Consider the following 25,796-nt stretch of genomic DNA (forward strand, 5'->3'; position numbering starts at 1 on the left):
TCTCTCTCTTAAGCCTCCCCCAGTTAGTTGCTTACGCCTTGACTGCGTCTCCAGCCCTTCCACAGGGGATATCCTTCCCGGTTTCTGAGCTGAAGCGTCATCTGGTTGCGCACTATTTGTGAAGCAATGATGGCCTGATCGTTGTTAAAGGTAATCCTGGAGCCGGTTACTGTTATGGTATCGCCCTTGTTAAATGGCTCCTGACGGTCGATGAACCAGGCGGGACCAAGGTGAACAGGGACGGTTTCCTCCCCGGTTTGCAGCAGGAGGTGAACCCCCGTTGTAATGGCTTTTCTGTTCTTTGCGGTATAGGTGACCTCCATAACCTCTCCGCTGATCGTTTCAACGGTGGTCGTATCGAAGGGGCGCGTATAGGATTGCATGGCGTCCTGGCCCCGTCCCATACCCCGCTGCGCCCACAGGGTGGGTACGGTTATCAGGCAAATTATAAGCGTCAAACTGAAAGAGGTAAATAATGGTTTCATGGCAAGTGATTGTAAATGGGTTCATGAAGAATGTATCTGCTAAAATCTGATGTTCCAGCCAAGTCCCATGGAGAAGTCGGAGGATGATTCACTTAATCCCCAGCTGAGGGTGCTGTTAAGCGACACATGCTGGGAAGCAAAATAGCCGATGCCCAGGTTGAGATTTCGGGGAGGATCATAGGTATCGATAACCTCCGTATATCCCGTGAACGTGCCGTTGATAAGCCAGCTTCCGCCCCCCAGTGACCGACCGATTCCAAAGCTGTAGGTCAACGGATTCTGAAGTTCCAGATCCGGCAGATCGCCGAACCACCATTTCATGATGTTTGCCATGAAATAATAGCTGCTGATGCTCCGGGAGGCCGACACGCCGATCCCGTAATCCCATTCGCCGGTACCGAAACCGCTGCTGGGATCGGCCAGTGGAAATTTGAGAGCCGAATTTAGCCGGATGGCTGTTGCGCCCGAAAGGGAGGAATACAGCTTCAGGTTGGCATAGAGTGTAGGATCACCGAAACTGCTTTGGGTATAGGAACTGGTATCCGGAAGTACCACATCAGTCCCACTTTCGGCCTGGTAGCCGATGTCGCTGCCTGTAGCATTCATTATATGCTTTCCTCCGCCTCCACCACTTCCATCGCCGTCTTTCCCCCCATTACCGCCTGGACCGGGCCCCCGACCTGAAGAGTCACGGACCACTTTGTGTTCCGGACCGCCGGTCGGGATATACCCGGCTCCTCCATAGGAAATCCAGGGAGAATTCTGCACGATAAAAGGGACGGAAAAGGAAACCGACAGGTTCTCGCCCGCTATCCCAAATCCATTGGAGAAGGAAAAGCTAGCAGTGCTTTCATCAAAGAAATAGGAACCGGTTGAAAACTGAAGACTTCCCGAATAGGAAAGATCCTGTGCCCGGGACCGGCCGGCTGTGAGCATAAAGCCGGCACTCATCATCAGTATGAACCAACCCCGCTTGGAATGTAAAAGATCCATGTTACGGCCCCCTTCATTAGTTACCAGTCAGTGATCCGTTAGTTGTTGATTTGATCGCGGTCCTGGAGTTGGTCGCGGTCCTGATCCTGATCAGGGTCCTGCATTTGATCCTGGTCGTGGAGCCGCAGCCGGATGCGATCCATCGTCTCCACCGCATCTTCAGCCTGGTCAGTCATCTCATGGAGGCGCTGGCGAAGCTGATCCATATCGCGCTGCATATCCTGGTCGCGAACCATGTCGCGGTTCTGTAACATCTGGTCACACCGTTCGGCGGCATTTTTCATATTGCCGAGGGTGAGTCCCAGCTGTTCGCCGAAGCGATGCATATTCTGATACTGGTTCCGCATCTGCTCGTTCTGAGCCTGCTCCATGCTTTGATTCATTTGCTGATTCATCGTGTGCGTTCGCTCCTGGAGCTGGTTCATTCGCTGCATCATTTGCTGCATCTGCTGGTGATGCTGCTGCATTTGCTGCTGCATCTGTTGTTGCTGTTGCATCTGCTGTTGCTGCTGCTGTTGTTGGCCTTTTTGCTGGGCAAAAGCGGCTGTGGTAAGCATTAGAAACATCAAAAATGCAGAGCTGATTACGTTGATTGTCCTTTTCATAATAGTCTCCTCAATAAGTATCTGTTAGGTAATTATAGATTCTGGTACTCTTGTACAGGGATAGTATATACATCGCCCTGACAGGGGAATGAGTAGGTATTCCCGAATGGCATGTAGTTTATTGGCCCGGCCGCCTATAGGATAAAATACTACAACATGGAGCGGTTACGGCGCTTCGTGCAGTATCTGCCAATGCACTTAAACAATGCACTTAAAGTACCGGGCGTTTTCAGTGCATGGGAACAAGGAGGGTGCCTGCGTCGGCTTTGCATGCCTGAAGTTGTAAGTGACTGCACGGTAATAAACTGCTGCAATGGAATTCCACGGCATCATTATATACCCACAGTATGGTGCTCTAAAGCCCTACAGCTTCGATCATAATAACCCGCATGGGGTTACAGTATTTACAGCACAGTGCAGGTGTGGCCGGGGGCAGTACCTTATGTATGAAGAAGCAGGAGGTGCTTTTTTAGCACACCTAATAAAAATAAAAACTTAGTAATTAAGAGGTATAGGGATGAAAAAACACAGGATTCATCTATCGGTAATATTAATTTCGATGCTGGTTTTCTGGTCGTGTGAGGATCAACTCACGACCTCCAGCGAGGAAGCCGGTTTGACGATTGACCCCGTCGAAATGGCAAAGCCCGGGGATACGGGAGAACAATACGGCAATAACCTGTCCTTCCCAGTTATCTGGTCAGACGGAGTACAAAAGACATTGAGAGGTACAGAATTAACGAGCCAATTTGGCGGAGAGTTTTTTACTGCTGATGGGTTTGACTGGCATGTACAGAATGATCCGGTTAACGAATGGCAGGCCGAAAATGTGAATGCGGTGACGGAAGGTGGCTTTGAAACACCTCTTGTGGTTTCCAGTATTGACTGGGGCGACAACCTGGAAGCCCGGGCCTGGCCGTTCGGGGCCCAGGTACGTGTAGAAACCGTGTTGTTTAAAACATTGAGTACCCCCCTTAGCGGCTATACGATGCAGATTGAAGATCCAACCCAGTCGGGCCTCAGTGAAGTATGGGGAACCAATGGGGTGATTTATCCCAGCAGTGAAGCTACGGTCTATTCGGGTACGGCCAAACTGGTGATACAGCAGCTGCTGAAAGACCGGGATGATCCCACGCTGAGTACGACCTGGGATCCGGTTAATGCCAAGTGGACAGGAGATGTGGGCGAACCGCTCTTTGAAGGCGGTGTCTGGGATGCCGTTGACGGCCCCGGGGGCTATTCGGCCGAAATTAACGTTCAGGGCAAGGTTATTTACGGATATAACTGGGTAACCCGGAAAACGGCTGCGGGTCCCGGCGACTACCGTATTACATTTGTACTGGACTCAAACAGCCCGGTAACCTACAATACTGATTTTACCAGTGGCACCAGCATTGTACCTCGCGAAGAAGAGGAAGAAGTAGTGGTGGCTGAAGAGCCAGAATTAGGCGGTGGCGTAGCGCATGTAGTTGCCGATAACAACCTGACCTATATTGATGTTCGCCTTACTCTTAAAAATGGCAACAGCAAGCCAGGTGGCGGCCAGGGTGGGGGCCAAGGCGGCGGCGGTGGCGGAGGAAAGCCCGACAACGCCGGTAGCGGTGGCGGACAGGGACAAGGTCCCGGCGGACGCTAAAACCGTTTGAATTTATTTAAAATAAAATCTCCTGTCGGCCGGTCTTTGTACATCGGCCGACAGGCTATAAATCTGAGGTGTTACCATGAAATGGGCGATGATTTTAAGTATTGTACTGGCTGCTGGAATGCTGGCAGGATGTGATTCTCCCCTGGATTACGAAGATTCCGCTTCGGAGCAGAGCCTGCTCCTTGAACTGGAAAAGGAAAGGGAACGCCCCTGGTCCGGCCTTATGGCGACCGGCGAATTTTCGGCAATCTGGCAGGGATGTGAGGACGGAGAACACGAAGAACCGGGAGACCACGAAGAAGGGGACTGCGGGGGCGACCATGAGACTCACGACGGCGAGGTGGAGACAGATGACAGTTGTAGCGATGATCATGTTGATGACGGCCATAACGACGACGAGCACACCGGCGGCGAGGGCTGCAGCGGCAATCGGCCCGCCCGCGATTTTTATGTCCAGTTTAATGCTCAGGCCAAAAAGATGACCCGGGGCGACGTTACCTTTGCCGGGCTGGGAACCTACGAAGGCATTGATTTCAATGGTTCCGTCACATGGGTGGAGCCCGGAAGGGAACCCCATGAGTTGTTCTTCGGCGGCGAGGTAACCGGCGGCACCGTTGACCGCGGATGCTTCCTGTTTTCCATACAAGACAACGGGGAAGGCAACAATGCCGAGGCCGATCGCCTGCAGTACCGGCTATATGGCTCGGGCATGGCGCCGTGCCACATTCCGGACCATTTCCCCAAAGGCTATCCCATCGCTGTCTATGAAGGAAACCTGCAGGTCCATCAGGCAAAATAATCGGCTGCCTGCCGGGTACATTGGTATAAAGAAAGCCTGTCTTCTATCTATAGGATAAGACAGGCTTTTTGATTTGACATTTCCCGTTTGTGTTTGCCGGAATAATGAATGGTCAGGCGCCGATGGTACTTACAGAGATGTACGGGAAAAGGTAATAAAGGGAAAACATTCGGGGATATGGGAATCCCACACGCCGTGGGAGCTCCAGGTCCATCCGCCCGAGTCGCTGGCAGGCGGGGCTTCCTTGTAGGGGTTGAACCTGGAAAAATCAATGCGCCATGTGTCGCCGTCTTCGGGCGGCAGCGCCCGCTGATCCGCTTTGGCCAGCCATTTCATGCCGTGCCAGGGGAAGGCCAGTTCCACCGTCCAGCCCCGGTCCCGGTCGCTGTTGTCATTCAGTGTACCGTCGACGAAGACGCCGCTTTTCAGTCCCGGAAAGTGGAAATCCCAGGACCCCAGCCGCATTCCGCGGGGATGGCTGTTGAAGCCCACCCCGTTAAATTCTCTGACCAGGGGATTGGATCGCCGGAAGGACGGATGAGCATCGAACCCCCCGCTTTCGTAGGCTTCCTCCCATATGAAGAACGCCTCGTAGCGGGTGCCCAGTGCATTAATTTCAAATTCGTAGTATGCATCCCGCCCGGCAATAAACACTTCCGAGTTGTTCTCGTTGTACAGGGGGGCATTCCGTTCAGTCAGGGAGCCCTGCACAAAGGGCTCTTCGTGCCAGAACGCCACGTAGAGGTTCTTATCGTCCCAGAGTACCGCCGCGCGGGTATCATGGATGGTTTGGCCGCCGGTAATGAGATCCACGAATTTGGGCGATCGGTCGGTTTGCTGCCATACCTTTTCGTCCAGCCGCCCGTCAATCTCCGGGGCCGCAGAGATATGGCGGGCCGTGTACCGCTTAATGGAATCACGGGGACACGGGAAAGGCCAGTCGCCGGCGACGTTGCTTGTGTCGGCTACGGGAAAAACGAGAGCCCGAGGAGGATGCTCCGGGTCTTCCTTGCTGAGGCTGCCTTCCGGGGACAGGGAGATCCCCATCAACAACAGCAGGAGCAGGGGAAAAAGCTGAAAATAGTTCATCTCAGATATTGAAATGTGTATTTGCAGTGAACGGATTGGGCTAGCCTGCAGGCAGCTACGGTTAAAAGCCGGGATTATTTCCGCAGCCGTGCACCTGCAGATGACTGGAATTTGCCGTGCGGGAAGCCCCGGTCAAAGCTTAGTAATCCAGCTTTTAGCCTACCAGCCGGTTATCATAAAAGGTCGGAACCACCAGCAGGCTGTCGCGGGGAATATAGCCAATGTCAGCGGCATTGATGCTGTCGGCACTGGTATCGAGGAGGGGCTGTGTTTGCTGCATATCGCTGTTGATGAAATAGACTTCGCCCGACCAGCTGGATACGAGAAAATGTCCTCCCTCCAGGGCTATAATGCCATCCGCCTGCCCCAGGCCTTCCGGCACAAGGGTCGAAAGGGTACTGGTTTTGAGGTCGAGGGAGAGCAGGCTGCCGCTGCCGGACGAGGCGATGAGGAGCTGGTTGCCCTGCACGTGAACCCCGTTGGGCGTATTGAGTTTTTCGTCTTCCAGTATGAGTTCCGCTTCGCCCTCCGGAGTTACCCTGAAGATTTTATTGCCGTCAGAATCAGCGGTGTAGATGGTTCCATCGCCGGCAATATCGATACCATTCAGGTCAGAAGCCCCTTCAATTGTGATCCGGTTGCTTACCGCTCCGGTTTTCCTGTCAATTTGAACAATTTGTCCGTTGTCACTGACATACAGGTAGTCGCCATGGAAATCATTGCCCAGCGGGGAACCCAGCCCATCGGTCCAGTGTGCGTTTTCTATGGTTCCGTCAGCATTGACGATCGAAATATAGCCGTCATCCTCGGTATTGTTGTCCCGGTTCAGGTTGGAGATATAGAATACATTTTGCTCAGGATCAAAGGTGGCACATTCCGGGGTGATGAGCTCCGTCCGTCCGGTGGTCCAGACCTCGCTGAGTGAAGCGGTGATGCCTTTCGCTTCGGCAGACTGCCCGGGCCTTTCCTCCTGTTGTTCGTCCTGCCCTGAACTGCATGCGCTGATGACAAGTAACGGTGCTGCGAGTATGATAAATAGAATCTGTTTCATAATATTGAATTGATTGCCCTGTGGTTATTTTTGGTATCCCTGTTATCTAACAGGAAGTAAATTACTTTAGACAATTAAAGCAAAAAGAGACTTCGCGACGGGAAATATACAACAGAGTGATCCGCGAAGCCGAAACATTGCCGATCAGGGGCATTTTTCTCATAACTGAAGGAAAGAGTGATTTTTCATTTAATTTATTTTAAATATATGGGTTGTTCGCATTACCTTAATTTTAAGTACATTCTGTTGAGCGAGCCGCTGCCGGAATTTTTGATCGGTGATCGTTATCAGCTTTAAAAAAGATTCCGTAACCACAGACGAATATATATTCATGGGATTTGATCAGTTGTTAATTTTTGGGGTATTGTTGTTTGCCTTTGTGGGACTGGCCGTGGATCTGTGGAGTCCGGATGCCGTTTTGCTTACGGCACTGGCTGTAGTGACCGTTAGTGGCGTCATAAGCCTGGAGCAGGCGGCGGAGGGCTTTGGTAATACCACCCTTATAGCACTGGGCAGCCTGTATGTGGTGGCCGCGGCCCTGAGAGAGAGCGGGGCACTCGACCGGGCCAGCGAGTTTATACTCGGCAAGAAGACCCGGAATATTCAGAAGATTTTGCTCCGTCTCTGCCCGAGTGTCGCCACCTACTCGGCCTTCCTGAACAACACCCCCATTGTAGCCATGGGGATTCCGGCTATTCGAAGCTGGGCCCAGAAAAATCAGATCCCGGTATCCAAATTGCTGATGCCGCTGTCGTTTGCAGCCATTCTGGGAGGACTCTGCACCCTCATCGGAACCAGTACGAACCTGATTACCCATGGCATGCTGCAGAATCATGGCTATGAGGGGTTTGCATTTTTTGAGCTGGCTTGGCTGGGGATCCCGTGTGCCGCGGTGGGCCTGACCTACCTGATTTTTATTTCTCCCAGCATGACACCGGCCCGGCGTGATATCCGTTATGAAGAAGAACGCAAGCGCGAACTGCTGGTAGAGATTGAAATAGAAGAAGGGGCCGGGGTGGCGGGTAAAACCGTGGAGGAGGTGGGGCTGGACCTGTTTCCCGGTTTTTATCTTTCGCGTATCAATCGCAATGGCCGTGAGATTGCCCCTGTGCCGGAAGGAGAACGCTTGCGGGCCGGAGACCATCTTTTCTATGCGGCCCAGGGCGGCATAGCAGCCCAAATGCCGTCGCTGACCGACTATCCGGGTCTCCGTCTTGCCCTGCAACCGCCACGGGAGATTCGGCAGGAACAGCGAAAGGACCGGGAGCTCCACCAGGTGGTAATTAAGGAGGGGTCGCGGCTCGTAGGTTCTACAATTGAGGAAGCACACCTGCTGGAACGGTTCGGGGCCGCGGTAACAGGCGTTCGCCGCCGCGGAAAACGTATTGATCAGCCCCTGGGAGAGTTTGTCTTGCATCCCGGGGATGTATTGCTGCTGGATACCGGGCGGGGCTTCCACGGCGCTTATGAAGATGCGGAAGATTTCTTCCTGACCAGCGAGGCGGGGGGCGAGGGACCGGGGGAAACGGCCGATATCAAGGAGCAGCGGCCGGGTGGAAGGGATCTTTACGTCTCGGTCGGGGTGCTGGTGGGAATCGTGGGGCTGGTAGCAGCTGGTATCCTGCATATTGCATTGGCGGGGATTCTGGGTGTGGCGGTATTGTTGACTTTTAATGTTATTGAAGCCGGTGAAGCCCGTAAATCGGTTGACTGGACGGTGTTGATCGTTATCGGGGCGGCCCTGGGCCTCGGCAGGGCGATGGAGGTCAGCGGCGCAGCACAGATGATCGGCGGCTGGATGGTCGACCTCACCAGTGCCTATGGTCCGAGGGCGGTACTGGCGGGCATGGTGATTGTAACAGCCATTTTGACGGAGATCATTACCAACAACGGGGCTGTGGCCCTCATGTTTCCGATTGTGTTATCGGTGGCCGAAAGCCAAGGGTTTGAAGCCCGCGGGCTGTTCATCGGCATTACCCTCGTTGCTTCGATGTCACTGCTGACGCCCATCGGCTACCAGACCAACCTGATGGTGTATGGGCCCGGGAATTACCGGTTTACTGATTTTTTCAAGGTGGGTTTTCCGTTGCAGCTTGTACTGTGGACGGTCATTATTATTCTGACCCCGATCATCTGGCCGATGCAATAACTGCTGGGGCAGAGGGAGGGTGGCCGTTAGTCTTCCGTGGCTCTGGAAACCATTCTGCCGGCTGTCGGGATATCGACTACGGGTACATTGGGAATAGTCTGTGGATGCTTCCGCGAATGGTTGCTTATTTTTGCTATAACCAGACTGGAAAGACCCGGTTACCAAATCCAGCGGGCTGAAATGTAATTTGCGGTGAGAAAATCGGAGCGAGGACAACTATGCGGCAGCCCTCCACCAAAGCTACATCGGAAAAGTTAGAACAAACCCTTGGCATCGACGCCCGGGGAAACAGAAGCACCTCAAGAGGGCGCAAGCTATTTTATGTATTATTAACAGCCGGCCTGTTGCTTGCGGTGTGGTGGGGGTGGATGTATCTGTCAGAGCCCGGGCAGCCTCCGTATGTTATGGATGAAGCAAGTCGCGGGGAGCTGACGCTGGTAGTTTCAGCTACCGGGGATTTGCAGACTGTAAATACGGTGGAGGTTGGCAGTGAAATATCGGGCCTGATCGAATCGGTGTATGTGGATTATAACGACCGGGTAACAGCCGGACAGCTGTTGGCAAAAATTGACACCGACCGACTGGAAGCCGAAGTGGCCCAGGGAGAGGCGGGATTGCAGGCTTCGGAAGCGTCGCTGGCGCAGGCACGGGCCAGCCTGGAAGAACAGCAAAGCAAGACCGAACGGGCGGAACGTCTGGCTGGACAGGCACTGCTATCCGAGCAGGAACTGGAGACGGCCCGGGCGGCACTGACCCGGGCAGAGGCAGCAGTATCCAGTGCCGATGCCCAGATTGTCGTAAACCGTGCTGCGCTGAATATGGCCCGGACCAACCTTTCAAAGGCATCCATCCGATCGCCGGTCAACGGCGTGGTATTGACCAGCGATATTAAGCCGGGACAGGCGGTGGCCGCTTCCTTCCAGACGCCCGTCCTGTTTACACTGGCTGAGGATCTGAGGCGGATGGAACTGCATGTGGATGTGGATGAGGCCGATATCAGCCGGGTGCGGGAAGGCCAGGAAGCAACGTTTACAGTGGATGCCTACCCAGACACTACCTTTCCCGCCGCAATTACAAAAGTGTATTTCGCGCCACAGACAGCGTCAGGAGTGGTTACCTATGAGGCGATCCTGGATGTGGATAACACCGATATGCTGCTGCGTCCGGGGATGACAGCTACGACAGAAATCGTTACCCGCCGGCTGGAAGGAGCACTGCTGGTCCCCAACAGCGCTCTCCGGTTCACGCCGCCGGGAAAAAGCAGGGATCCGGCTCAAACCGTTGTATGGACCCTCAGGAACGACACACTCGAGGCGATTCCGATAGCGCCGGGGATCAGTGACGGTCGGCATACCCAGGTCCTGGCGGGGGAGGTAGAGCCGGGGCAGTCTCTTCTGGTCAACATCAGGAGCGGGGAATAATGGACAGGAACGCGGCATCGGCACCCGACGGCATTATAAAAAAATACCCTTCCCGGAACAACGGCAGGCTGCCATTGGTATCTTTTTCCGGTATAACAAAAATCTACGGGGAGGGCCCCGCCCGGGTGTGGGCCCTGCGTGAAGTAAGCCTGCGGATCTACCAGGGGGAGTTTGTGGCCATCATGGGTCCCAGCGGGTCGGGTAAATCAACCTGTCTGAATATGATCGGCTGCCTGGATACTCCCACTGCTGGATCCTACCGGTTCCGGGAGGTAGAGGTAGGTCATCTAGACCGTAACCAGCGGGCCCTGCTGAGGCGTCACTACTTCGGTTTTGTCTTCCAGGGGTACAACCTGCTAAAACGGACCACCGCCCTGGAAAATGTGGAGATGCCGTTGATCTACCGCGGCTTCAGTAAGTCCTCCAGGATGGACCGCGCCATGCAGGCGCTGGCAGCAGTTAGCCTGAAAGGGCGTGAGCATCACACACCTGCCGAGCTTTCCGGGGGCGAGCAGCAACGGGTGGCTATTGCACGGGCCCTCGTTACCGACCCGGAGCTGCTGCTTGCCGACGAACCGACCGGCAACCTGGACTCACGGTCAGCAGTGGAAATCATGGAACTTCTGCTGCAGCTGAATCGCGATGAGGGGCTGACGATTGCGATGGTTACCCATGAACCGGATATGGCCGCCTATGCTGATCGCACTATTCACTTCCTGGATGGACAAATCCTGAATGACCAGCAAAGGGAGGGGGCAAAGCGATGATTTGGAATACCATAAAGCTCGCCATCACTGCCATCGGGCGGAATCTTCTGCGGTCGACTCTGACCATCCTGGGTATCGTGATAGGGGTAACAGCGGTTATCAGCATGGTGACCCTCGGCGGGGGTGCAACATCGCAGATTACGCGTGAAATTACCAGTTTGGGCAGCGACCTGCTTATTTTACGTCCCGGAATCCGGGGCAGGCACGGGGGGATCCCGAGGGATGCCGAACCTTTTAAACGTGCGGATGCAAAGGCTATCAACGAGGAGGTTGGCGGCATTGCGGGTGCCACACCGGTATCGTCCAGTGCAACTACAGCAGTATATGGCAATGAAAACTGGTCAACGAGCATCATGGGTTCCGACAATAGCTACCTGTCTGCACGATCGTGGGAGCTTGAATCGGGACGGGAATTTACGGAAGCCGAACTGGTGGGGGGACGGCTTTCCTGCATACTGGGAGCCACTGTCAAGGAGAAGCTGTTCGGCTACCAGGATCCGCTCGATGCCAGGATCAGGGTGGGAACCGCAAGCTGTACCGTCATCGGGGTACTGAAAAGCAAAGGGGGTCAACATTCGGAATGGACCAGGATGATTTTATCCTGATGCCCATCAAGGCGCTTCAGCGGCGGATACTGGGCAATACAGATGTGGGTACCATCTATATATCCCTGCAGAGCGGGGCGAACTCACAGCAGATACAGACGGAAGTTACAGAACTTATGCGTCAGCGCAGGCGTATCAGGGCAGGGGAGGAAGATGACTTTGAGTTGGATGACATGGCCCAGATAGCCAGCACGGTGGCCAGTACCACCGGTACATTGACGGCCTTCCTGGGGGCTATTGCGGCCATCAGCCTGCTGGTGGGCGGCATAGGGATCATGAATATCATGCTGGTATCGGTTACCGAGCGAACCCGTGAAATCGGTATCCGCCTGGCCATTGGGGCCCTCGGGCGCGAGGTCCTGCTCCAGTTTTTGATTGAGGCGATCATACTGTCGCTGTTCGGGGGAATTATCGGCATCGTGCTGGGTCTGGGCCTGGCGGCTTTCGTAGCACCTGTGCTGGGCGTACCTTTTGTCTTTAATCTGAATATTGTTGTTATCGCCTTTCTTTTTTCCGGCATTGTCGGGGTGGTCTTCGGTTTTTTTCCGGCACGGCGGGCCGCTCTCATGGATCCAATTGATGCCCTGCGCTACGAATAGCCTGCCCCCTTTGCCTGATGGAAATACCGCTTTCATAAATTTGACTTGAATTTAATATTGACGGATAGTATCATTTTATATAATTAGTAATAAATATTATATATGGAATATCCATCACTGACGACGAAGCAACAGGATTTTTTTAATTTTCTGGTTGAGTATGCCCGGGAGTATGACCAGTGGCCTTCGCATCAGGAGCTGATGGATGCGTTTGGGTTTAAGTCGCCCCGGAGTGTGACCCAGCTGTATGAAGCGCTGATAAAAAAACACTACCTGGTCAAGGCAGAATGGGGGGAGTACGATTTTCATCCGGTCCAGAAGTTTAACCTGCTGGAAGATGAGGATAGCGAGGAATACGGGATTCCCATCGTTGGGCTGATTACGGCCGGCGGGATGCAGGAAGCCGTTGAAGAGGACCTGGGGCGGGTTACGCTTAAATCAATCCTTCCGAATTACAGGAAGATGAAAGCTGTGGTTGTTTCGGGACAGAGCATGAAGGAGGCGGGTATCAACAACGGGGACATTGTATTGCTTGCCCAGACGGATATTTTTGACGGAGACATTGGCGCCGTCCGCTACCGCGGGGAAACCAGCCTGAAACGTATTTACAGTACCCCCACCGGGATGAAACTAAAACCCGCCAATGAGGATTTTGAGCCCATCATGATTGAGCCCGGTGAATTTGAAGAGGTCAATATTATCGGAAAGTATGTGGGACACATCAATGAAAAGGGATTGCACAAAGTATAGCTATCCCGGTTTTTCAATCATCATCTGATCATCCAGCTCATACAGGACCCGCCATTCCACCGACCTTACATCGTACATGAGGTCAAAGTACCGGTCTTCGGTCGTCCGAACGACATAGTGGATCTGGGTGGTACCCTCGGGGCCTGTTCCTTTCCGGTGGGGACGGGTGGCCCGCAACTCCGCAATTTGGTGTTCCCTGCCTTTTTTGCGCCAGAAACGAAGAGGCATCATTTTGCGCTGCCCGACCAGTGAACGGATCCCGAATGTTCGTTCGTCCGCAAAGCTTTTGTAGGCCACCTGCACGTTAATACGTTCATTGATAGGGGTTTTGTTGTCACTCATAACACTCCTGTAAATTATATATTTTTAGTATTATTTTATATATAAATAGTGGTATAAGTCAAGCCCTAATATGATGATTGGAATTGAGCCCGGCACCTATGATGTTCACGAAGATGTTCACAAGATTACGGATTACCGGTGTGTCAGCCGTGACATGCAGCACACCTCCATGGAGCCGAGATTATACCTTCATGTGGACATGAATTGTTTCTATGCCCAGGTTGAACAGCTGTGCTATAACCTGTACGGGATGCCGCTGTATGTGGGAGGATGGTACAAACCGGACGGAACGCCCCGGGGCATCGTCGCCACTTCCAGCTACGAGGCCCGGGCTTTTGGGGTGAAGACCGGCATGAGTGCCTATGAGGCCGAAAAGATATGTCCTTACCTGGTAGGGGTGCAGGCCGACTACAAGAAATACGAGGGGATGAGCCGCCTGGTCCGGGAGGTACTCCAGGGGTTTGCCATGGATGTTGAAAAATACAGCATGGATGAATATTTCATTGACATCAACTTTCTGAAGGATGCATCGCGGGCAGTGCTGGAAGATTATGCCCATCGGCTTAAGCATAAGCTCTATGATGAGCTGCACCTGGTTTGTTCCATAGGCATTGCCCGCTCCAAGACGTATGCCAAACTGGCCAGTGATCTCCGAAAGCCCAGGGGAATTACCATTGTGTATGATGAAGAAGATGCAGCAGAGCTGATTTACCCGCTGCCGCTGGATGAGGTCTGGGGGATCGGGAACAGGCGGTATGCGAAGCTCAGGAAGGAGGGGCTCATTACCATCGCCGACGGGCTGGAGCGCGGCTATCCCCTGTTCCAGAAACAGTTCGGGGAATATTTTGGAAAAATCGTCTATGAGATGATTGCCGGCAAAGATCGGGCAAGAGTGCTTACCGAGGAATCGCCGCCTCCTGAACTGCTGAATTACATGCACACCTTCAGCGACTGGACGAAGAATCCGGACAAGGTGGAGGGAGAGATTATGAAGGGCATACAGCAGCTGTGCTACCGCATGCGGGGATACGGGGTGAAAGCGGACAAGTATTTTTGTTATCTGCGGGTGCAGGATCAAAAATGGTCAGGCGATAAATTTCGGTTTAATACCGCCGGCAGGACCAACTTGGATGATTATATCTACCGGGCGTGCATGAAGCAGGCCCGCCCGAGGATGGCCCGTCTGCTGGCCAATGGGTTTGCCCTGCGGGGGGTCGGACTCGGGACGCTGGAGCTGGACCGCTCCCATCAGCAGGAACTGTTTTTCAGCGAGAATAAGAAGATGCGGCAGTTCTACCTGGCTCAAGATGCAATCAATAATGAATACGGCAAGGGAACCATCCAGAAAGCCAGCATGAAGTATGGGGTGGAAGGGAAGACCCACTTTTTAGAAAGGAGCTGATTCGAAACCGGGCGGAAATCGATCGGCTGTGGAGTGGATGGGATAAAGAAGGTGCAGAGAGATCCTTGTTGCTATTTATAAATAATAACCGAAATAGTTAGCTTCAGCTGATAATGGTGGGTGCTGTTCGCATGCCCCCCCCGGTTGCGGGAAGAGATCATTACTATAAATAATACCGTCCTATGACATCCTTTTTTGAGGCAGAAAATCCACTGGAGGAACGGCTGGGCAAAGCCTTTTTTGAAAAGCTTCCGACCGCGCCGGGGATCTACAAGATGTTTGGGCGGGGAGACCATCTCCTGTACATAGGCAAGGCTAAAAACCTGCGCAGCCGCCTGTTCACCTATCGGCGGGCCAGCGGTGCCAACTGCAGCCGAAAGGTCTGGAAACTTGTACGCATGGTGCAGCATATCACCCTCGAGCAACTCTCCTCGGAAGAGGAGGCCCTGCTGAGGGAGAATGAACTGATTCGCAGGCACCGGCCGCCTTTCAACCATGCAAAGAAGGCCCCGGAAACCTATTACTATATATCGGCGGTGCCGGAGCGGGAGGAAATCGTTTTTGACCTGAACATGGATCTACGCGAGAAAGCGCGCGGGCATACCTACGGGGCCTTCAAGGGGCACCGTCGGGTTCGTCGTGCGCTGGGTGCACTGCTGAGGCAGCTGTATATCATGGAACGGCTTGTTGGTACTCCTTTTGACCTTCCGGTGCAGCTGACCCGCAGCCTCACGCCCGTCCACTACCGCCTGGAGGTGGCACGGCCCCGGCACCCCCTGCTTCATGATTATTTTTACGGGAGCTCTGATCGGCTTTTATACCGGATCATTGAGGATCACCTGGATAACAGCCGGCTGGAAAAATTTATTGGTAAACTTATTTTAAAGGATATGGAAGCCCTGCGGTGGTTTTATGACCGAGCCGCCCGGCGAAATTTTAAAATAAGGGAGATGCTGGGACTGGGCAATAGCCTGATTCCACAGGAGAAACTTGATGATTACCTGGTGATGCTGGCCTTTGAAGACTAAGTGGTACAGGGGCTTTCGAAATATAATAGCTGTTGCCCCCGGGCAACAGAATAATTTATATATCGATTCTGCATTCCGGTGGCAAAGGGCTGGATCCGGCGTTTTCTGGGAATAGATCTGGTTTTGGAATTGGAAAGAAACAACTGATTGTTATATATAAGGTATCCTCCGCATGTTATGATGAACTTGGGAACCTGCCATAGGATTCATGACAGGTTTGTGTGGTGGTACCACCGGTCTCAGACGTTAGTAGGGGTCCGAAGATGGATGAAAAGAAGGGGACGAATATCCTGGGGACAAGGTTTCAATGTCAGGGCCAAGTGAATCCCCTGCTGGCCGGATAGCGGGCCAGCGGTGTTGCGATATCCCGGCAATTACTTATTTGGAACCCGGGACAGGCGCCTGGTCAGAGAAACCGGGGATGTTCTTCGGCAAATGGGATTCACCGGAGACGATGATCTGTATTGATTATTTTGATTTATATGAGAAAGATATTTTTAATGTGGGATATTATGCGTTTGAACTTTTGCAGGGGCAGATCTTTTTTGGTGGTACATAAAGAGAGTCTCATATTTTTGAGTTTCCTGGTGCTTCTGTTGACATGTTCGGGCTGCCGATCGCATAAAAATTCCGAACGTGCCCCCCTGTTTACAAGCCTTTCACCTGATTCCACGGGAATTAAATTTTCGAATGAGATAACGGTTGATGAAGCATTCAATTCCACCGACTTCTCCTATATCTACAACGGCGGGGGCGTAGCGGCTGGGGATATTAATAACGACGGCTTGCCGGATCTGTATTTTACCGGCAATATGGTGTCCAGTCGCCTGTATCTGAACAAGGGGGATTTTGAATTTGAGGATATCACCAGGTATTCCGGAACGGCTACGAATCAGTGGGCCGGCGGAGCATCGATGGTGGATATCAATCATGACGGATACCTGGATATCTACGTGTCAATGAGTGGCCCGGAATACTCCACTGCTGAGGAGCGGAAAAATCGGCTATTTATCAACAACGGAGACAACACCTTTACCGAATCCGCGGATCAATATGGCCTTGCGGATACAGGCTATACCACCCATACCGCTTTTTTTGATTACGACCTGGATGGAGACCTGGATGCTTTTGCAATGAATAATTTTGCAGGATCTTTTTCGCGGGACAGCCGCACCGGCCTGCGTTCGGAAGTGAATGACGGTACGTCCAGAAGCACGGATGCGCTTTACCGCAACAACGGTGACGGCACGTTCAGTGATGTTTCCCGGGAGGCTGGAATAAGGAAGGAGGGGTTTAGCCTGGGCATCGCTGTTGCTGACATCAACAAGGACGGCTTCCCGGATGTCTACATCTCTAACGATATTCAAACAGACGATTTGCTGTATATCAACAATGGAGACGGAACATTTACGGACAAGTCGGCCGCCTATTTCAAGCATACCAGCTATGCCGGGATGGGGGCGGATATTGCGGACTTCAATAACGACAGCTGGCCCGATATTCTACAGGTTGATATGTTGCCTCCCTCGCTGGAAGAACAACAGCAGGTTACAGGTGCAGTCAGCTACGATTATGTACAACGGTTAAAACAGAAAGGGTACCAGCGGCAGTACACCCTGAATACCCTGCAGTTGAGCAATGGCCGGGACAGGAAGGGCAACGTTGTGTTCAGTGACATCGGGCGCCTGGCCGGCATCCATGCTACTGACTGGAGTTGGTCAGGTCTTTTCGGGGATTATGATAATGATGGTTTTAAAGACATCATGATTACCAATGGTTATCCGAAAGCATTAAACAACTTTGACTATTTGATGGATTTAAACCGTACCTCCATGTTTGGCAGCGATAGTTCACGAAAGAGGCGGGCATACGAGATGATGGATCAGCTCAAAGGCTACAGGGCGCACAATTACTTTTATCGGAATGATGGGGATCTCACCTTTACCGATGTTTCTGAAGAATGGGGATTCCGGCAGCCGTCCTTTTCCTATGGCGCTGCACAGGCTGACCTTGATAATGATGGAGATATGGATGTTGCCGTTAACAATATGAATGCCAGGGCAGGGGTCTACCGTAATGAAACCGACAGCCTGCAGTCCAGCCACTCCCTGTCTATTCGATTTCGCGGCCACGATGCCAATACCTTTGGGATAGGGGCCCGGGCAATGCTATATGTTGAAGGGGAAACCCTCTATTCCAGGCTTTCCCCTTATCGGGGGTACCAGTCTTCGATGGCACCGGAGCTGCATTTTGGACTGGGGAAGCGGGCCACTGTAGATTCACTTATGGTTTTCTGGCCTGATGGCCGCTGTCAGTTGTTGAAAAATATTGCAGCTGACCAGCTGCTGACAGTGAACTACAGTGAGGCTGAATCAAACGTTGCACAAGAGCAAGATTCGGCGCCCCTGTTTACAGAAATGACTTCCTCCGGTATTGATTATGTTCACCGGGAGAATGCCTATGTAGATTTTAAGAGGGAGCCGTTGCTCCCCCGCATGCTTTCGAGACTGGGACCGGCCGTCGCCACGGGAGATGTCAATGGGGATGGGCTTGACGATGTTTACATGGGCGGGGCGTCCGGATATGAGGGAAAACTATTCATACAGGACGAAGACCGGACCTTTGCCGTGTCGGAACATATTCAGCCCTGGAAAAGTGACAAGGCCTACGAGGACACCGATGCGGTATTTTTTGATGCCAATGGAGACCGCCGGCCAGATTTATATGTGGTTAGCGGGGGCAGCAGCCACTCTCCTGCAGCAGCACAGTTTCAAGACCGCCTGTACTTGAATGCTGGAAAAGGGCAGTTTGTCAAGCTGGAAAATGCGTTGCCCCGAATGTACACGAGCGGTTCTGCTGTAAAGCCTGCGGACTTCGACCGGGATGGGGACATGGACCTGTTTGTAGCCGGGCGTCTTGTTCCGGGCCAGTATCCGCGCACTCCCAGAAGTTACCTCCTGCGCAATGAAGGAGACAGTTTTGAGGATGTAACCGCGACAGTGGCACCGGATTTGACCGATCCGGGGATGATAACCGATGCCGCGTGGGCCGACTTCAATAATGACGGTATTGCCGACCTGGTAACGACGGGAGTATGGATGCCTGTACGGTTTTTTGAAAATCGGGGAGGAAGGTTCACGGATGTAACCGCTTCCTCCGGCCTGGAGGATCAGCCGGGCTGGTGGCAAAGTATTGAAAAAGCAGATCTTGACGGGGATGGTGATATTGATTTTGTAGCCGGGAATGCCGGTATGAATAATGGATATGGCAAGAATGCATTACATCTTCTTACAGGAGACTTCGATCATAATTCCCAGTTTGACGCTGTGTTGGCCCGGGAGAAATCCGGGCAGTTTTTCCCGATTCATGGCATGCGAAGCATGACCCTTCAGTTTCCTTCACTCAGAAGGATTCAGAGTTACCAGAAGTATGCCGAGGCCAGTATGCAGAGGCTGTTCCAGGAAGAACGGTCAACTGCGGCCAACCACCGGGTCGCCCATAACTTCGGAAGCTCGATAATCTTGAATAAAGAGGAGGAAGGGTTTGTCATGGAGCCTCTGCCCAATGAGGCTCAGATATCGTCTATTAATGATCTGGTGATTCTGGATGTCAATGGAGACCAGAATCCGGATCTGGTGGCAGCGGGTAATACCTATCATACCAATCCCGGGATTCCCAGGAATGATGCTGGTAACGGACTGGTCTTGCTGGGGGATGGCAAGGGGGCATTCAGGCCGGTCTCGCCACGCAGAACCGGTTTTATTGTTCCCGGCAACGTGAAACGGTTATCAGCCCTTTCTATAGGCGGTGACCTGGCGATCCTGGTGGCCAATAATGATGATACGGTCCAGGTCTTTCAAGTGGCAGGCAACTTGCAAAAGAATAGGGACAGGTGATCGTTGATGGCACAGGAAACCACGGGGCCTTGGCATACCCTCAAGGGGCTTCATCAATGCTGGTAAAAAGCTATTTAATAAAATAAAAAATATTCTTTTTCCTGTCGTGGAGTTCCGCATCACAAACGTATAGATAATAGAATATGGATAAGTCCATAGAACAAAGGGGAAATCAACCATAGCAGTATCGTTGATACGGGTCTTGCGAGAAGGGCTTATTGCATCTGGTGTGAGGGGAAAGTTCGTAGCAAGCCTTTCGTAAAGATCTCATTGGAAGTTCACTTAATAAATAAATGGAGGGTGTATGATGAGTAAATACAGATCTGTAACTGTATTGCTAATTTTTTGGGGTTTCATGTATAGTTCCGGGGCCCTGGCACAACATTCTGTTTCATTTGCCGAATCCGGATATTTCAACCATAAGCCAGTGGAAACACAGCCGGCATATATGGAAGAAAAAATAAACCTTGACGTTGACGGCAAACCGTTACGAACCGTGCTCAGTATGTTGGAGCATAAGCTGCCGGTACAGTTTTCGTATCAGGAACGGGTGATTGATAACCAGCAGCGTTTTTCTGGAAATTTTGAAAGGTTGACGCTTGATCAGATCTTATCCGAAATTTTCAAAGAAACTGATATCACATACGTAGTTGTACCGGGGGGATATGTGGTTCTTAAAAAAAGACCCGTTAATGAGGGGATTGTACAAACTGTAATAACCGGTATCATAACCGATGGCAATACGGGAGAGCCGCTGCCGGGGGCGAATGTGTCTATTGCCGGTACCACTCGCGGCTCTTCGACTGATGCTGAGGGACGTTACAGAATTACGGGTATGGAACCGGGAACCCATACCCTGGTTGTAACCTTTATCGGCTATGAGGAAACGAGCCGGGAAATTACCATCAGCGAGGGACAGGAAACCATTACGGAGGACTTTACCCTTCAGCCGGCTGCAACGGCGATGGAAGAGATGGTGGTAATTGGCTATGGTGAGCAGGAAAGATCGGAAATCACGGGTTCGATATCTTCCGTTGACGGAGAGCAGATTACCAGTGGACAGAGTACAGATGGGGTTCAAAAAGCACTTCAGGGCCGTATAGCTGGTGTCAACGTGTCTCAAAAATCGGGGCAGCCGGGGAGTGCGGCTGATGTGAATATTCGCGGTGTGGCATCCTTTGGCAATAATAATCCGCTGTACGTGATTGATGGTGTACCGGTATTTAGTGGAGACAACCCCAATCGAAATCCTCTTGCCACGTTAAATCCCGGCAATATTGAATCTGTGGAGGTTTTGAAAGATGCGTCTGCGGCGGCCATATATGGTGCGCGTGCTGCAAATGGCGTGATCATCATAACTACGAAATCCGGACGGGCGGGGGAAATTGACCTGCAGGTTGATCTGTCTGGAGGGGTATCGGTGGTCACGGATTATTTGTCGATGATGAATTCAGAACAGTATGTGCAATATTCCAGTGAGGCATACGAGAATGCCGGGGTGGCACTTCCTCTTTCGCTAACAGAACCCCACCTGTCTGAGAACCTGAAAACAGATACGGATTGGGGCAGGGAAGGATTCAAATCCGGATATAGCCAGGATTTTTCCCTGTCATTGTCCGGGGGTAATGAACAGGCTACCTATGCCTTCAGTACGGGCTATCTGAATGAAAAAGGCAATATTCCTTCAAGTGGCTTCAGAAGGTATTCTGCCAGGATTAACAGCGATTTTAACATCGGAGACAATTTCAGAGTCGGAGAGTCTGTAGAGTTTAGCCGGGCAGAATGGACCGGGGTTGTTAGCCCGTCTTCCACCAACTTTAAGGAACTTCTGCAACAGGCACCCACGGTTCCCATTCGGTGCCCCGAAAACCTGGGCGGTTTTTGCGGTCCAACCGTCGAACGATCTCCGCAGGACAGAAACAATGCCATTGGCATATGGACACTGACAGACCAGGAGAATATCGATAACAGAATACTCGGGAACATCTATGCCGAATACGATATTCTTTCAACCCTCACCTATCGCGTAAATTTAAATGGGGATTTTACTTTTGGCCATGACAATACCTTTACGCCCCAATATGAGATGGGGAACCGAAGCAATCCTACGGCCGACTTAAGCGTCGTTAAATCCAACACCGACAATTACATTGTGGAGAGCACGCTGACCTATCAAAATGTTTTTAATGACCTCCACGATGTGACCGCTCTTGTGGGTTATTCGCAGCAGAAATCCTGGTATGAATATATCAGCGGGAATACGACAGAGTTTCCCAATAACAATGTTCCCACCATTGCGGCTTCTTTCGGGCAGTCAAGTTTGAATGGAAGTGAGACCGGATGGGCTCTCCGTTCATTTATCGGGCGGATGAATTACGGGTATGACGACAAGTACAATTTGATGGCGACCATCAGGCGGGATGGATCATCACGGTTTGGAGAAAATAATCGTTATGGCATTTTCCCCTCTGTATCGGCGAACTGGGTAGTGACCAATGAATCTTTTATGGATGATACGGATGCTGTTTCCAATTTAACAGTCAGGGCCAGCTGGGGGCAGGTGGGAAGCCAGGAAATCGATAATTTTGCCTCCATTGCCACCATCTCACCGTATGCCAGGTATATATTTGGAGAAAGCCAGGCGGTTTCTCCCGGTGCGGTTTATTTGCAGCTGGGGAATAATAACCTGCAATGGGAGACAACGACACAGAAAAATATCGGACTGGATATCTCTTTTCTTGATCACAAGCTTTCGCTGGCTATGGATTACTATATAAAAGATACGGAGGGGGTCCTGCTGCGGGTGCCTATACCAACCACTTCCGGACTTCGAAGGGGCAACGGGGCTTTTCAAAATGCCGGAGGCTTACACAACGAAGGGCTGGAGTTCAGCGCCGACTACAATAATAACTGGGGTGAATTGCAGTATGCCATTTCCGGTAATATTTCAGCCAACAAGAATGAAGTTACCTCGCTGGGTAACGGTGAACCCATTATATCAGAGATGACAAATGATCCCAACCAGGTGCTGACGATGACCCGCGAGGGCGATGAAATCGGGGCTTTTTACGGCTGGGTGATGGAGGGTGTCTTTGTTGATCAGGCTGATTTGGACAACCATGCCACCCAGCCGGGCGCGGCACCGGGCGATGTCAAGTTTAAAGATCTGGATGGGAATGGCGTTATCAATGCCGACGATCGAAAAGTCATTGGCAGTCCCTTTCCCGACTTCTCCTACGGCCTGAACTTCAATGTGCAATATAAAAGGTTCGACGCCTCGATTTTCCTGCAGGGAAAACAGGGCCATCAAATTTATAATTTGATCTGGGCAGGTTTGTCCCAGGGTAAGGGAAGTGGTGATAATAATGCCTTGACCGTAATGCTCGATCGCTGGCAGCAGCCTGGCGATGTCACCAATGTGCCACGGGTCATCCGGGGCGATCCCAACCAGAATGTACGACCTTCAACCCGTTTTATTGAAGATGGCTCATATCTGAGACTTCAGAACGTACAGATTGGGTATGACTTGGGCGAAGTGTTTCACCTGCCGGCTTTTCGCATCTATGTATCAGGATCAAATCTCTTCACGCTGACAGGTTACCGGGGACTTAATCCTGAAGTCGGAACACTGACCTCGGGTAATCAAAGTTCACTGATACGGGGAGTGGATTTCGGGCAGTATCCCATTCCTAAAACGGTGAGAGCAGGTATTCAGGTTGATTTTAACTGAGTAAATAAATGTGAGGAATCTTAATACTAAGCGGGATAAGATTATGAATAAAGGAAAAATAATAATTTTAGTATTGTTGGCAGCACTGGTGTACACGAGTTGTAAAGACGGGTTTTTGGATATAAAGCCAACCAGCTCATTGACTACGGATACATTTTATGAATCGGCGGAGGATGCCCAGTCAGCAGTTAATGCCGCTTATGCCTCTTTACAATTAAATGACATGTACAGCGATGACTATCCGAAAATTGTCGATGGGCCTTCGGATGATGTAGAGGTAAATAATACCGGGGGGTTGGAATTCAATACCTGGAGCTTCAGTCCTTCGATACAATTTATAGATGATGTCTGGCAAGTTTGTTACGAAGGGGTCTTCCGGTCAAATCTTGTGCTTCAACATGTACCTGAGATTGATATGGACGAGTCACTGAAAGCTCGTTTTATCGCAGAAGCACAATTTCTGCGTGCTCTCTATTACTGGCATCTTACGTCCCTGTTTGGAGATGTCCCCTTAATAAAGGAGGCAAACCCCAATGATCTTTCCAATGCAACGGTTGGAAAAACATCAAAGGCAGATATCTATGATTTTATGATTTCTGATTTGCAGGCAGCGGTAGAGGTGTTGCCTGTAAAATCCGAATATAGCAGTGAGAACCTGGGAAGAGTTACAAAAGGAGCCGCTCAGGCCCTGCTGGGCAAGACCTATCTGTATGCTGGAAACTATGCCATGGCTGAAACAGCATTGGATAAAGTCATTAACTCCGGGGAATATTCGTTGGTCGATGATTACTCCCAGTTGTGGGTGGCCGACAATAATCCGGAGTCGATATTTGAAGTTCAATATGCTGATATCGGTGGAAGCACATGGTCGGGTCAGGACGGACCTGGGGTCAACGAATCCAACCTTCGATTACGGTTGAATTTACCACAGGGCCGAGGGGGCTTCGCAAATCTGCTCCCTACGCAGGATCATGTAGATGAATACGAGGAGTATTCCGGACCGTCCGCAATCAACGGCAGGGATCCCCGCCTGTTTTATAATGTTTTCAGGGAAGGGGATCCATTTGGTGACACGCAATACAGTGAGAACTGGACGCCTTTGGGGTATACCATGAAAAAGGGCATGTTACCCTATACGGGTCCCGAGGATGCCAACGATCGAAATATCCCCATTATTCGATTGGGAGATGTCATCCTTATGGCTGCAGAGGCAGCGAATCAAAATGATAAACCCGGGAAAGCGATCGAGTATTTGAACCGGATACGGAACCGGCCAAGCGTGGATATGCCTGAGTATCCTACAGCAGAGTATCCCGTTAGCAATAAGCAGGAAATATTCGAAGCCATTGTTCATGAAAGAAGGGTGGAACTGGCTTTTGAATACCAGCGGCTGCACGATTTGAGGCGGTGGGGACTTGCTGAGGAGGAACTGGGACCGCTGGGGTATCAGTCTCCCAAACATCGCTATTTCCCCATTCCACAGTCGGAAGTGGACATCAATTCAGAACTGGATCAAAATCCCGATTACTGACCTCCTTTGCAATTTGCATTGGGGAAGAAAGGAGCGACAGATTAATGTCTTTTGCGTTGAACAACTGCGAGCTCCCTTTTTGGGACCACTCAAAGGCAGGGGATTTCGGTTAAGGTAACCGTTTACGGAGGGGGTACTCCGGAACTTTGTGAGATGGCCTGTGATTGTAACCGCATTTCCCCAGGTCAGCTTGTTGGTTGGTATTGCCCATAAATTAAGGTATGAAAGCGGGGCATAATACTGTGGGAGTGTCGTGTTGAGGGGGGCGATGCTTGCCCTGCGATGCACCTGCCTGTATGTAACTATGACTCAGCTGATGACAGAGGTTGCCGCTTTTTCCCACGGCACCTTGCAGGGTATTATGTACCGGGTTCAGCTATGCAAACAGGCGTTTGAGACGGGCTCTTTCTGGCCGTGGGATTGGTTTAACCATGATGCCTAACTCCCTAAATCTGGCCAAACAATGAAAAGGAGAGGATATTTAACAGGTAAAGCTTGTGACATAACAAGCAGTTTGTTGGGGAATGACTGGTGTAAAGAGAATTCTAATGGACCATCATCTTCTTCCGTATCGGTATTAGGACATAAGCAGCATAACGTATCTATAACAAAATCAATCAATTGTATGGATGCGGCGTTTTTTTAATATTGACGCTACTGTTTTTTTTCGCTGGGGGGTTTGGGGTCAATTAAAGGTGACTTCCGCTCAGGGAGATGCAGATATTTTAACTAATACTGGAGACAAGGCTCCTTTCGCGTTAAATAATGGGGGCTGCTGCGTGTGGGGAGAAAGGGTTGTCAAGGGTAGACCATATGGTTTATATCAAATGGCCCAAAGAATCCGCTCATTCCCAACAGTGCCATTGAGGTCTGCATAGCTTTCGTTAGAAGAGAAACAGCTTGCTGACT

General features: G+C 51.5%; 19 protein-coding genes and 1 pseudogene. 14 read left to right on the plus strand and 6 right to left on the minus strand.

The features are described 5' to 3' along the window. Positions 1-23 precede the first annotated feature (23 nt). Genes FN808_RS13995 through FN808_RS14005 form a run of 3 tightly spaced genes read right to left on the minus strand, consistent with a single transcriptional unit; the run spans position 24 to position 2,083 of the window. Positions 24-485, minus strand: coding sequence for a MamS/MamX family magnetosome protein (locus tag FN808_RS13995; RefSeq protein ID WP_142715239.1), 462 nt, complete (start codon positions 483-485; stop codon positions 24-26). A 39-nt stretch (positions 486-524) separates the two neighbouring features. Further along, positions 525-1,478, minus strand: a complete 954-nt coding sequence (locus FN808_RS14000; protein ID WP_142715240.1) for a transporter family protein — start codon at positions 1,476-1,478, stop codon at positions 525-527. A 38-nt stretch (positions 1,479-1,516) separates the two neighbouring features. Continuing rightward, positions 1,517-2,083: a hypothetical protein gene (locus tag FN808_RS14005; protein ID WP_185958426.1), complete on the minus strand. Its 567-nt coding sequence runs from the start codon at positions 2,081-2,083 to the stop codon at positions 1,517-1,519. A gap of 517 nt (positions 2,084-2,600) precedes the next feature. Between FN808_RS14005 and FN808_RS14010 the strand changes: the two genes are divergently transcribed. Both FN808_RS14010 and FN808_RS14015 read left to right on the plus strand, forming a co-directional pair. Beyond that, positions 2,601-3,719, plus strand: coding sequence for a hypothetical protein (locus tag FN808_RS14010; RefSeq protein ID WP_142715241.1), 1,119 nt, complete (start codon positions 2,601-2,603; stop codon positions 3,717-3,719). 85 nt (positions 3,720-3,804) lie between these two features. After that, a complete protein-coding gene (locus FN808_RS14015; RefSeq protein WP_142715242.1) occupies positions 3,805-4,527 on the plus strand; it encodes a hypothetical protein in 723 nt (240 codons plus the stop codon). Between the two features lie 129 nt (positions 4,528-4,656). Here FN808_RS14015 and FN808_RS14020 read toward each other — a convergent pair whose 3' ends face one another. Together FN808_RS14020 and FN808_RS14025 are read right to left on the minus strand one after the other, a co-directional pair. After that, on the minus strand, positions 4,657-5,616 hold the full coding sequence (locus FN808_RS14020; protein ID WP_221930057.1) for a carbohydrate-binding family 9-like protein: 960 nt from the start codon (positions 5,614-5,616) through the stop codon (positions 4,657-4,659). 154 nt (positions 5,617-5,770) lie between these two features. After that, on the minus strand, positions 5,771-6,667 hold the full coding sequence (locus FN808_RS14025) for an SMP-30/gluconolactonase/LRE family protein (protein WP_142715243.1): 897 nt from the start codon (positions 6,665-6,667) through the stop codon (positions 5,771-5,773). 331 nt (positions 6,668-6,998) lie between these two features. Between FN808_RS14025 and FN808_RS14030 the strand changes: the two genes are divergently transcribed. The 6 genes and pseudogenes from FN808_RS14030 (at position 6,999) to FN808_RS14050 (ending at position 12,958) form a co-directional block, all read left to right on the plus strand. After that, positions 6,999-8,816 carry an SLC13 family permease gene (locus FN808_RS14030; RefSeq protein ID WP_142715244.1) on the plus strand — a complete coding sequence of 606 codons (1,818 nt, stop codon included), beginning with the start codon at positions 6,999-7,001 and terminating at the stop codon, positions 8,814-8,816. A gap of 218 nt (positions 8,817-9,034) precedes the next feature. After that, positions 9,035-10,237, plus strand: coding sequence for an efflux RND transporter periplasmic adaptor subunit (locus tag FN808_RS14035; RefSeq protein ID WP_142715245.1), 1,203 nt, complete (start codon positions 9,035-9,037; stop codon positions 10,235-10,237). Further along, a pseudogene (locus FN808_RS14040) lies at positions 10,237-10,833 on the plus strand (ABC transporter ATP-binding protein); the annotation flags it as partial. The gene FN808_RS14035 and the pseudogene FN808_RS14040, both read left to right, overlap by 1 nt. Positions 10,834-11,000: 167 nt before the next feature. Then, on the plus strand, positions 11,001-11,609 hold the full coding sequence (locus FN808_RS19125) for an ABC transporter permease (RefSeq protein WP_221930058.1): 609 nt from the start codon (positions 11,001-11,003) through the stop codon (positions 11,607-11,609). Further along, positions 11,585-12,208 (plus strand): ABC transporter permease, encoded by a 624-nt coding sequence (locus tag FN808_RS19130; RefSeq protein WP_221930059.1) that lies wholly within the window; start codon positions 11,585-11,587, stop codon positions 12,206-12,208. The genes FN808_RS19125 and FN808_RS19130 overlap by 25 nt, the downstream gene beginning before the upstream one ends. 102 nt (positions 12,209-12,310) lie before the next feature. Continuing rightward, on the plus strand, positions 12,311-12,958 hold the full coding sequence (locus FN808_RS14050; RefSeq protein WP_142715247.1) for a LexA family protein: 648 nt from the start codon (positions 12,311-12,313) through the stop codon (positions 12,956-12,958). Here FN808_RS14050 and FN808_RS14055 read toward each other — a convergent pair whose 3' ends face one another. Further along, entirely contained in the window at positions 12,959-13,300 is a 342-nt protein-coding gene (locus FN808_RS14055) for a hypothetical protein (protein WP_142715248.1), read from the minus strand. A gap of 70 nt (positions 13,301-13,370) precedes the next feature. On the opposite strand from FN808_RS14055, the gene FN808_RS14060 reads away from it, so the two are divergent. The 6 genes from FN808_RS14060 (at position 13,371) to FN808_RS18955 (ending at position 25,329) form a co-directional block, all read left to right on the plus strand. Then, positions 13,371-14,702 (plus strand): DNA polymerase Y family protein, encoded by a 1,332-nt coding sequence (locus FN808_RS14060; RefSeq protein ID WP_142715249.1) that lies wholly within the window; start codon positions 13,371-13,373, stop codon positions 14,700-14,702. A gap of 182 nt (positions 14,703-14,884) precedes the next feature. After that, on the plus strand, positions 14,885-15,730 hold the full coding sequence (locus FN808_RS14065; RefSeq protein WP_142715250.1) for a nucleotide excision repair endonuclease: 846 nt from the start codon (positions 14,885-14,887) through the stop codon (positions 15,728-15,730). A gap of 575 nt (positions 15,731-16,305) precedes the next feature. Beyond that, complete coding sequence (locus tag FN808_RS14070) at positions 16,306-19,626, plus strand: VCBS repeat-containing protein (RefSeq protein ID WP_185958416.1); 3,321 nt, start codon at positions 16,306-16,308, stop codon at positions 19,624-19,626. Positions 19,627-20,074: 448 nt separating this feature from the next. Then, positions 20,075-23,356, plus strand: a complete 3,282-nt coding sequence (locus FN808_RS14075) for a SusC/RagA family TonB-linked outer membrane protein (RefSeq protein WP_185958417.1) — start codon at positions 20,075-20,077, stop codon at positions 23,354-23,356. A gap of 43 nt (positions 23,357-23,399) precedes the next feature. Further along, positions 23,400-24,887 (plus strand): RagB/SusD family nutrient uptake outer membrane protein, encoded by a 1,488-nt coding sequence (locus FN808_RS14080; protein ID WP_142715253.1) that lies wholly within the window; start codon positions 23,400-23,402, stop codon positions 24,885-24,887. A gap of 304 nt (positions 24,888-25,191) precedes the next feature. Continuing rightward, the gene (locus FN808_RS18955; RefSeq protein WP_185958418.1) at positions 25,192-25,329 is read left to right on the plus strand and encodes a hypothetical protein; all 138 of its coding nucleotides are present in this window, start codon (positions 25,192-25,194) and stop codon (positions 25,327-25,329) included. The last annotated feature ends 467 nt before the right edge of the window (positions 25,330-25,796 follow it).

It is taken from the genome of Fodinibius sediminis (assembly GCF_900182555.1).
Classification (GTDB): domain Bacteria; phylum Bacteroidota; class Rhodothermia; order Balneolales; family Balneolaceae; genus Fodinibius; species Fodinibius sediminis.